10 protein-coding genes are annotated in these 10,102 nt (G+C 51.0%); 5 read left to right on the plus strand and 5 right to left on the minus strand.

All coding sequences use genetic code 11. The features are described 5' to 3' along the window. The 5 genes from AO277_RS07625 to AO277_RS07655 form a co-directional block, all read right to left on the minus strand. The coding region (locus AO277_RS07625; RefSeq protein WP_218962504.1) for a type IV secretion system protein at window positions 1-453 on the minus strand (453 nt) is incomplete at its 3' end. Then, window positions 450-2,867 carry a VirB4 family type IV secretion/conjugal transfer ATPase gene (locus tag AO277_RS07630; protein ID WP_099258851.1) on the minus strand — a complete coding sequence of 806 codons (2,418 nt, stop codon included), beginning with the start codon at window positions 2,865-2,867 and terminating at the stop codon, window positions 450-452. The genes AO277_RS07630 and AO277_RS07625, both read right to left, overlap by 4 nt. Continuing rightward, complete coding sequence (locus AO277_RS07635) at window positions 2,864-3,232, minus strand: VirB3 family type IV secretion system protein (RefSeq protein WP_099258853.1); 369 nt, start codon at window positions 3,230-3,232, stop codon at window positions 2,864-2,866. The genes AO277_RS07630 and AO277_RS07635 overlap by 4 nt, the downstream gene beginning before the upstream one ends. A 20-nt stretch (window positions 3,233-3,252) precedes the next feature. Next, window positions 3,253-3,669, minus strand: a complete 417-nt coding sequence (locus AO277_RS07640) for a TrbC/VirB2 family protein (protein ID WP_099258855.1) — start codon at window positions 3,667-3,669, stop codon at window positions 3,253-3,255. 1,147 nt (window positions 3,670-4,816) lie between these two features. Continuing rightward, window positions 4,817-5,728, minus strand: a complete 912-nt coding sequence (locus AO277_RS07655; RefSeq protein ID WP_099258861.1) for a DUF3991 and TOPRIM domain-containing protein — start codon at window positions 5,726-5,728, stop codon at window positions 4,817-4,819. 225 nt (window positions 5,729-5,953) lie between these two features. Between AO277_RS07655 and AO277_RS29630 the strand changes: the two genes are divergently transcribed. The 5 genes from AO277_RS29630 to AO277_RS07675 all read left to right on the plus strand — a co-directional run bounded on the left by AO277_RS29630 (window position 5,954) and on the right by AO277_RS07675 (window position 10,064). Continuing rightward, window positions 5,954-6,064 (plus strand): LPD29 domain-containing protein, encoded by a 111-nt coding sequence (locus tag AO277_RS29630; RefSeq protein WP_180273430.1) that lies wholly within the window; start codon window positions 5,954-5,956, stop codon window positions 6,062-6,064. A gap of 814 nt (window positions 6,065-6,878) precedes the next feature. Next, window positions 6,879-7,124, plus strand: a complete 246-nt coding sequence (locus AO277_RS29635) for a ribbon-helix-helix protein, CopG family (RefSeq protein WP_371411870.1) — start codon at window positions 6,879-6,881, stop codon at window positions 7,122-7,124. Between the two features lie 1,041 nt (window positions 7,125-8,165). Beyond that, entirely contained in the window at window positions 8,166-8,492 is a 327-nt protein-coding gene (locus AO277_RS07665) for a TrfB-related DNA-binding protein (protein WP_099258863.1), read from the plus strand. Next, window positions 8,489-9,304, plus strand: coding sequence for a ParA family protein (locus tag AO277_RS07670; protein ID WP_099258865.1), 816 nt, complete (start codon window positions 8,489-8,491; stop codon window positions 9,302-9,304). Before AO277_RS07665 ends, AO277_RS07670 begins: the two co-directional genes overlap by 4 nt. Next, window positions 9,297-10,064, plus strand: coding sequence for a ParB/RepB/Spo0J family partition protein (locus AO277_RS07675; RefSeq protein ID WP_099258867.1), 768 nt, complete (start codon window positions 9,297-9,299; stop codon window positions 10,062-10,064). The genes AO277_RS07670 and AO277_RS07675 overlap by 8 nt, the downstream gene beginning before the upstream one ends. Window positions 10,065-10,102 lie beyond the last annotated feature (38 nt).

Consider the following 10,102-nt stretch of genomic DNA (forward strand, 5'->3'; position numbering starts at 1 on the left):
CTGCCCCAGGGCTTGCTGGTTCGCGCTCATACCGCGCATCTGCTGGAGGCACTGTTGCATTTGAGGCGAAAGGCTTGCTGCTTCGGGAGAAGAAAGTACCGCCTGCGATTCTTGAATCTGACGTGCCGAATTGGCTAAGTCGCCGTAAGTGGGACCACTGTTTCCCTTGAGCAAATCCATAGCCTGATTCCAGTCAGGCGGCAGATTATTACGCGGGCTGTCAGCCATCATGCCGCCCATACCACGGTTCCCGGTCATTGACTCAAGCTGATTCTTTTGCGTCTGGAGCTGGTCAGATAGCTGCTTAAGTTGCTGGGTCAGAATGAGTCCGTTTGCAACAGCGCGTTCGATAGCTATCCCGTCAACGACAGGCACGACAGCAGCAGAAGCTTGCGACACTGTCAGCGCAGCACCAAGAGCCAAAGCGATAGTTATACGGTTAACATTTTTCATGCGTCTCTCCTTGCAGCGGCAAAATGAGGTAGCCAGTTTTGCGGCAACGCACCATACGCGGCTATCAAACTCTCCATAAGATCAAGATTGCGTTTCTTGCTGGAGAGAACATCTAGTTCAAAATCCATGCCGGTCAGATCCAAGCTGGCGAATACTGAACTGTGTCCTTGTTTGATCAGAAATGAGCGTGCTTGTTCCGGGTCTTCCTCTTTGATGATATTGAATTCTCGCTCCGTAACGATCTTTTTATAAAGATCCCAATCCGCGTTCCCATCAGGAAACAGTATTTTGTTTGGTGTTTGTTGAAGCAGTACGTGAGATATAGGGCTCGCCAATGCATCGTTTGGCGATTGCGAATCCAACACGACAAAACCGTTTAACTTACGGATAGTCCTTAACCGGTCCTCAACAAATGACTGAAAAGGTGGGTCAGACAACGCCTTCCAGAACTCAGCGATAAACATGGCAAAGCGTCTGCCGTCGATCAAAGATTCAGTGAGGTGAAACAGGTACATGTTTATAGGCGTACGGAGTTCGTCGATATTCAAGAACTCCGACACGTCGAACCCTGTAATGAGGTTATTGCCTAGCGTATCGGCTAACTCGTCTTGGGCATTGTCAAACACCCAGGCATTTTCACCATCAGGACGGCCTTCCTGACGGGAATAGCACCACCGCTGAAGCCGCTGTCTAAGCTCTTTGTTCTTATCCAGATAGTCCAGAACTCGGCCAAGCTTTCTATGTTTCGGGGCGAGCCTCATCACAGCATTAACAGCTTCCTCGATTTCGTCACGGTCGGTGACGCTGATTGCACCAATGTTGCCATTGTGCGCGCAGAGGTACAGGACCATCTGTTTGATGAAGGACTTATCTTCCAGAGTAAAAAAGTTCCAGCCTGTGCGCACGCCTTTTTTAATTGAATAGTACGTGCCGCCCAGTGCACGGATAATAATTTCAGTATCACGATCCTTTGTAAAAAGAACGCAGGTACATTCACACTTAACGAGCATGCTAAGCAGGAATGCTACAGTCGCGGTTTTACCTGAGCCTGTAGGCCCCAGAAACATTGTATGACCTACGTCTTTTACTTTGACACCCTTAACGTCTAGCGGGTCAGAGTGATGAAACGAGAAGTAGAACGGGGTTCCCGCTGTTGTCGTGAACATCGTGAGGGCATCCCCCCAGTGGTTGTTTTTAAGCCGACCACTCGGAAAGTTATGCAACGGCGCAAAGCCACAGAAATTTTTGCTGTTGATAGCAGACAAACGTGGGCGGTTCTTAAATTGTCCCGGAAACTGAGCCCAGAATGCCGCGATAAGGGCTAGGTCCTCACGTGCAGATTGAATGCCCGCTTCTGCTAGCGCCGTCTCTGCGTCGGCTACGTTGGTCTCAAGGCTGTCTAGGTCTCCCGCTTTAACAAATAGACCAAAGTGATGCTCGCCCATGACGATCTTTTTAGATGCAAGATCGTCAAGTGCATCTTCAATCTCATCTATTTGTGATTTTGCATCGTCCTCCGCACTTTCCATGACCCTTTGAGTCGTACGCATTCTGTTGCGTGCAGATTCCTGCTTTATAAAGCTGAAACTCTGAGACAGAACAAAATCAAACGGAGCTTTGAGAATTTCTTGAAGAAATATTGGAGAAGTCTCATCCGGGTACACTGAAATACCCAGCATAGCGCCATATGATGTTGACGTAGCGGTTCGTATTTCTATTGTCTCACTACCAAAGAGCGGGCGAACCGCAGGCATAAGCTTACGCAAAGGGGCCTGTGCTATCGCAAAACGTCGCCAGTGGCCGTTAAGCAGGTAAGACATGAATTCCATGGGCTCAGAGTAATGAACACCCATGTGCTTGTAGACACCCAGTTTCTCAACGTCATAGCGTCTTAGGCTGCGTGTAATGGTAGTTACTACTTTATTGAGAAGAGCGACAGCCTCTTCACGCTCTGACGCTGCGCTTGTATTGTCTGCTTTCTTCATTACCTCAAACATCGCATTGCCGATCTTGTTCGGGAAAGGCCGATACACGACAGTAAGGTAAAGTTCGTTTACACGTAGTTTTTCCAAGTTCAAGCGTGCAGAATATTTTTCCTTCAAGTCTTTTGCAAAACCTTCTGGATATTCACCTTCTGGATATTTATTTTCTTTACGTCGAACAACATGTTGCCAAATGGCAATGTTATGGCTTGCAACGTTTTTCAGAAGTACATTCAGGCGCTTGTACCACAAGTTAATTTGTGAGTCGTCGGCACTCTCAAAGCTAGCGCCGGTCAACCTGATAACTTGCATATAGTCACGGTCAGTTGTCTGGATCGTGAACTTATCGACATGACAATCGAACGGCAGCTTCTCAGAGGCCATCGGTTCTCTTGTCATCACTTTTTGTCTTACTGCTTGTGCGAAACTCATAGCAGACCTCGTTTTTTAAGACTGCGAATTTTTAGGCGGTTTGGTTTCTTGCCCGCATGAAAATCCAGAGGACTGAAAGTCGCAGCACGCCAGTAGTAGAAGTTACCGATGAAGGTAAACATCTTTGTACGAACCCACAGCCACAAAAGTTCAAAAATACGAGGATCGTAAAGACAGATTCCGTATAAAACTATGTGGATTGGGATAAAGGAGAGCAACCACAGCAGGTTGCCTTTAAAAACGAACATTTCAGTGGACACCACAGCATTGCAAATAAATGCATGCCATGTAACGCCCATGTACATCGTAGGACGCGTAGGCCCCACGAATAACGTATCGACTAAGATTCCGTCGTTTCTATCCATGTGAGGCCTCAGCTTTTTGCTTAAACGCCGAAAAGGGCACGAACCCAAGACACGATCTGATCGCTACCGAAGATGAAGACAATGGCAATGATCACGCCGAAGAAAACCATCCACGGAATCCGTCCGGTCGCTGCCCCGAGGCCAGAGACCATCACTGCGATCCCTGCAACAGGTGTAAGGGTGGCTTTGGTATCGGCTGACAAACCAGTAGTACCGGTCTGGAACGGATTAGCTGCGAACGTCAAAGGCGTTGCTACGACTGCGATTAACACAACTGCGAACAGGATCATTTGCTTATTTGTGTACATGCGCTGTTTGCTACTTGTCGGTTTGAGGGTTTNCGTTGCTACGACTGCGATTAACACAACTGCGAACAGGATCATTTGCTTATTTGTGTACATGCGCTGTTTGCTACTTGTCGGTTTGAGGGTTTGCATAGTCAAGCTCCAGAGTTATCGGTGTATTGAGGCATCGAAGGCCCCGAACAAAGCCAGCTAATGTGTTCAAATTCGGCCAAAGCCGCATTTGCTTCCTCGCAGTGAATAGAACGTTTTCACCCTCCTTCCACGTCAGTACAACTACTAGGCAGAATCGTTGGTCTTCGGCTTCCCTGAAAATAAATTGCTTCACTGCGTTATTGGCCGCGAACTCTTCTAGTTGGTTTTCGTCAATTGATTTCATTGCATGGGCCCCGTGTTGTTGTGTGGAGGGCCCTATCCTATCGTCTTGAGTGCCGGAGCGCTGCACCCTGGCACTCATTGGTGTAGCAGGAACCATGCTTTTGCACATACGGATTGCATCACTCTGCCTGTTCAGATGAGGCCTCCTTGTCGCTTTCTGGTTGATCGGAACTCCCGCTGTCATCAGCTGCGGCCTGCGCTGGGGGAGTGGATTGCTTGCGTCTGTAGACGTCCCAATAAGGCACGTCCACGTCTGCTTGGGTCGCTTCTTGCTGCTGCGGTTTGGTGACAGGCGCGGGGACATAGGCGGGCTTACGGCTAGGCGTTTNAATAAGGCACGTCCACGTCTGCTTGGGTCGCTTCTTGCTGCTGCGGTTTGGTGACAGGCGCGGGGACATAGGCGGGCTTACGGCTAGGCGTTTTCTTGCCAGACAGGCCGTCTATCTCGCGCTGTATCGAAGTGATGTTGCTGGTATGCGAAAGGGCCTTGGCGGCAATGCCTTGCACTTCCTCGGGGGTCTTCTGGCCTTTGATCGCGTCGGCCAGCTCGGCGTTGACGCGCTCAAGTGATTTTTTTTCCGTAGCCAGTTCTTCATTAAGAATCTGCGAGCGCTGATCGTCTCGGGCTTGTTGGGTTTCACTGCCAACGACAGGGTAGTTTTCTGCGATGGCAGACGCGCAAAATCCCACGCCGGATAGCAGGGTAAAACTTAAGGCGAGTGGTGATAGCTTCATAGAACCTCAGCTTTGCCCGGCTGGCCGGGCATTTCCAATAGCCTACGAAATTACAGCAATGCCTTTTTTGTTGCAACGATTTAGATGTTTTTGTATTTGCGATTACGATTAGATGCGCTATTGATATACACCCTTGCGCACTGCATCTATCACCTTTCTGTCTGCGCATTCAGCGCTCTATGGCTTCATCCTTGGCGGCTGATTGCTCGCGATTGGCATTCAATTGCAGATTCCAATCCTTACCCGCAGTAGGCCGTACGCGCTCTACGGTCTGCGTCACGCCTTTCTGTAGTCGATCACCTAAGCGATCCCCAGCCTTGTCTGCATTGAAACCGTCTACGACCTTGTAGCCTTCGACCTCCAAATGCTTGGCTGCGGACTGGAGTATGTCGCGTGTGCTTCCAGCAGTACCCACTACCAAGGCATTCGGATTGATCGCTTGATAGCTCATAGCCTCGATGGAGGACTCAACAAACACGGCCACCTTTGAGGCAGCCTTGCCGGTGAAGTACAGGCCTCGATCACCGCGTATCCCGTGGAATGGTTTGTCATAGGTGCCTCGCAGCTCGGCGCCGGTCAACTCGCCTTTGAAGTCGCGTAAGGCGAAAACGGCATTGCCGTACTTATCAGCCCACAGCCTGCCCTTTTCGATAGCGATTTCGACGATAGCATCAGGTATCCCACGCTTTTCTGTGAGGTACGCCCTAACCCTGTCCAGCTTGCGCAGGTCCGGTTCTGGAATTTCAAGCTTGGGCTTTGGCGTGGTGTCGAGTATTCGCGTTGCACGGGTCTTTGCGTCGGCTTGATAGCTCGCGATAGTTGAATCCCGCCCATGCGTATCGCCTAGCCAAGCGACAGCTTCTTTGAACCGGAACGAGCCCAGATGCATTGCTAGATCGATGGCACCGCCGCCACCTACCTCGGCGTCATGGTTATAGAACTTGTCGCCGGTGATCGTTATCCGGCCTGCGTGCGTCTTCCAGTTGTGCTTAGGGTCCGCAGGATCACGCAGGCCTCCGAAGCCCTCAACAACTGAAGTCAGCTCGATGGTGCGTGCGGCCGCGATGTCTTTCTTGTCCATGGCAATTCCTCTGACAAAAGATCAAAAGATGCTACTACGGAAAACAAATTCTGTAGCAACAGAAACAGCATATCATAGCCTATAAGGTTATGTTGACTGTTTACTCCATAGATAAGTGGAAGTATACTAGGCCCATGCAGTTAGAGAGCTGCATAAACGACGAAGCCCAGGTCGGCGGCAACCGACTCAGGGCTTCTGATCACGCTAACTATGATGGAGTTAGACATGACTACTCGTTATCTTACCTGCGCTGAAACCGCAAAGCTCGTCCGTAAATCCCTCAAAGAAGCTTTTCCTGATGCCAAGTTCAGCGTCCGAGGTAACACCTACTTGTAGCGGCTTGCAATCGAAAACAGCCGTACTCGCAATCAGCGCAATTTTCGGCTCAGATTAACTGCGACTGACGGAGCCGTCTGGCTCAGATTAATTGCGAGCGAGCTTGCATTCAGCCGCATCGACTTGCATTCCATCGTTTCCGGCTCACATTAGCTGCAACTGAACCAGCACCGGCTAGCACGTCCATCAATCGAGGGTTTTTTGGACAAAAACCGCGCTCTAGGCGCAGGCATGGTAGGGCTGGGGTTACCGAGTCCAGCAAATCCGTACATATTTCAATGTCCAGAAAAGGCGTATTACCACGAGTTTCTGCACGCACAATCAGTTGCAAAAAGCGTGAGCCGAGCAACCTGCAATTTGAGCTAGTCGCAAATATCGTGAGCTGGGATGCAGTTAATCTGAGCCAACTGCACCGGATGCACGCAAATAATCTGAGCCGAAAAAAGGCACTGATTGCGAGCACGCGTGTTTCAAACGCAAGCCGCTACAGATATGGGCTTTTTTTCCGTACAAGCTGCCCTTTTAGCTTTGGATTGTACAATCCAAAATAGCGCCGCCACCTATCCACGCCGGACAAAAAACTTCCCAGNAAGCCGCTACAGATATGGGCTTTTTTTCCGTACAAGCTGCCCTTTTAGCTTTGGATTGTACAATCCAAAATAGCGCCGCCACCTATCCACGCCGGACAAAAAACTTCCCAGAATCAGCGGACAGCGTTCGGTGGCTTGACGTTTAGCCGTTTAACCGCTACTTTTTGGCGTTAGTTAAACGGTATAATCGGGGAACGACTATGACCGCACAAGCGCAAACCATCATGGCCACGAAAGTGGACGACTCAATCAAGCGGCGTTTTGACTCCGCGATGAGGGCGCGCGGCACCACCACTTCGGCAGTGTTGCGCCAAGCGGTATTGAGGTATTTGGATGAGCTGGAAGCTGGGATAGAGCATCCACAGTTTGCGTTGGAATTAGACAGCCCACCGGCTGCTATGAAGGGCCTATCACCAGTGGCAGGTCCTAGAAAACGCAAACGCCCCCAAATAGGGGGCGCTGGTTGGTAAGAGGTGCTTGGCGGCACCCTTACCACGGAGTCTCGGAGAATCTGGTTTAGCGGCCAAGAGCGAGACTCGTAGTGACATTCTGAGCATATTTCTTTGCTCTGTCTAGCCCTGTGCCTGACATTCAGATGACCTGCGAGTACCGCGATTCACGAACTCCACCGTTGCACACGGGAGCATATTTCTTTGCTCTGTCTAGCCCTGTGCCTGACATTCAGATGACCTGCGAGTACCGCGATTCACGAACTCCACCGTTGCACACGGGTGGCAGGACACGTGACGACAGCGTGTGCACGGTGACAGTTACGCAGCTACTGGGGGAACCGACCAAAGCTGCGACCGGTATGAGTTGTCTGTTTGATACAGAGCAGGGACACTGGGTAATTACCCTTCCTTGCAGCGTGATAACAGGCGGTCTGTGACGGGGTCGGGCGCTGATACGTGGCGTAACACAGACAGGTGCAGGGGCGTACCCTGATGCACTCCCGACCAGGCTCCAGACAGCGGCTCCGGCCCAGCGTAATTCGTCTGTAGTGGTAGGGCTCAAACTAAGGCGGCTTAGGCTGCTTTAGGGTGAGCTTTGCCCTCTCCTCACCACCAGCTCACCAACCCTGCGTTAGCAAGGCCCATGCCAGCGCAGTGCAGCCCGCAAGGGCGAGCACGAGCACAACAACGAGCGCGAAGCGCGACAACATTGCTTTTGGCTTTTAAGGCTTTTGCCTCGATCTGAGATCAGGGTTAAACAGACCTTTCGACTGGGAGTGGTAAGGCACACCGTAGATCAGGTTTAGCGTATCTCTGGTTATTTCTACTGATTCGAGTACTGCGTTTTCAGCACAGCCGCAGAAGATCAGAAACGCTACTCCGGAAAGAAAAAGTTCGTTATCTCTCGTCTCCGGCGTCACATTTGTACTTAACGGTTAGTGTGGATTTAACTGTTTACTCCATAGTCATATTACCATATGATTGACTCACGAACAGGCGGCAACCTGTGGCGCTAACGTGATGGGAGTTAGTCAAAAATGGCTATTTTGAGGCTGGGCCATGAAGAGAAAAGAACGTCTTACGCCAGTGGATTTCGAGTCACTGAAAGAACACATGGGCCCGCGGTGGAAACCGGCAAACATCGAGGCCGTTCGGCAGATTCTCGTGGAGGGAAAGAAACAGATCGATGTTGCGACAGAGCTAAGCGTGACAACCAAAGCCGTGTCCAACATGGTCAAGAAGGCTTACGAGTTACATCAGCAATATGGCGCACCACCCCAGGGCTGGGTCAAGGTTGTCGCAACCCTACCGGCTGATATGGCCGAACACGTCAAGTTGCTAGAACAGTCAGCGCGGTCAAAACTCAGTCGAGGTGACGAGTCATGAAGAAAACAATTTTCAAAGTGTGGGCAAACCAGAAGGGCGGTAGCGGTAAATCGATTCTGTCCTACAACGAGGCTTTTTACCTGGCCGAGAGTGGCTACCGGACTTTGTATATCGATGCGGACGAACAAGGTAACGGCAGCAAACCGCTCGCGGCATACGCAACACCTGGGCTAGTAGCATCCGACCTTTTCAAGACTGCGACCCTTCGCCCAGTTGTCCCGGTCGAGTGCCAGAATCTGAGTGTTGTTATGGCTGATAAAGCCGGTCTGATCGCCGCCGAACGTTCAGCCATGTACGACGCCAAGATGGTCGAAGTGGTTAAAGCAAACTTGATGGCCATCGCTGAAAACTTTGACTTCGTGATTATCGACACCGCAGGCGCGAACAGCCGGATTGCAAACACAATGCTGGTATGCAGCGATTTTGTTGCCATCCCTTGCCGTATCGATTCCTACAGCATCGACGTTGCAAAAGACGTACTGGCGCGGATCGCGTTCATCCAGCAAGGCTGGAACACATCGCTCGTCAATATGGGCATTGTGCCAAATGAATTTGACGCTACCCAACCCGCTCAGATCGAGTGGCTTAAGCAGCTGATGACCCATTTTCGTCAGTATGTTTTTGGTGGCTATGTGACTAAGCGAGGCGCGTACAAGGAAGCCGCAGCGGAAGGCGTGCCAGTTTGGCGACTTGAGAGTGAGCAGGAAGGCGAGTCGACGGGACGTGTTAAAACCGCAGCTCGTACCGCTGGCAAGGAAGTTAAAGCTGTGTTCTCGCTAATGCTTGATCAGATGGAGAAGGCCAATGGCTAAGAAGCTTGATTTGACGACTATGGGTGGCTTTACAGCGCCACCCGCCGCACCGGCTCCAGCAGCCGAGGCAACACCTGTCGCGCCTGGCCTTCACGTAATCGAAGTACCAATTGACGACGTGATTACGAAGAAGCAGCCACGCAAGAAATTTGACCAGGCCAAACTTGAAAAGCTTGCCCAGGTAATCAAGGAAAGTCAGCTAAACCAGCCCATCACAGTTTGGCCAATGAATGATGATGGCAAATACGTTATCAGCATGGGGGAACGCCGGTTACGCGCCTGCAAGCTGGCGGGCCTAAAAACTGTACCTGTCATCATCAGTGAAAAGATTGACGTTTACGACCAGGTCACAGAGAACACCGAGCGTGAACCGCTTACAACGATGGAAATAGCAGAATTCATCCGTGAGCGGATCGAGGAAGGCGACAAAAAAAGCTACATCGCTAAACGCCTTGGGATTCGCCCAGAAGCGCTTTCACAGCATCTGGCATTAGCAACCGCTCCGGACTTTATTCAAACGCTCGGGAACGAGTCCGAAGTCGGTGCCAGGACGTTGTATGAAATGGTACAGGCCCATAAGGAATTCCCATCTGAGGTTGAGCGGTTTGCTGTTGACTGTCAGGAAATAACACGTGCCGGTTTAGCTCGCTTGGTTGATGGTTTACGTAGCCGCAGGGATGCAGAGGCAGAGAGAGAGGCGGCAAGGAATAAGCAGGAGCCAGAGGGGGAGTATCAGTTTTTTTGTGTTCGGGCTGGTTAGGGCCTGCCGTCAGGCAGGCCCTTGTTTTACCAGCTCGG

Source organism: Pseudomonas amygdali (assembly GCF_002699855.1).
GTDB lineage: Bacteria > Pseudomonadota > Gammaproteobacteria > Pseudomonadales > Pseudomonadaceae > Aquipseudomonas > Aquipseudomonas amygdali.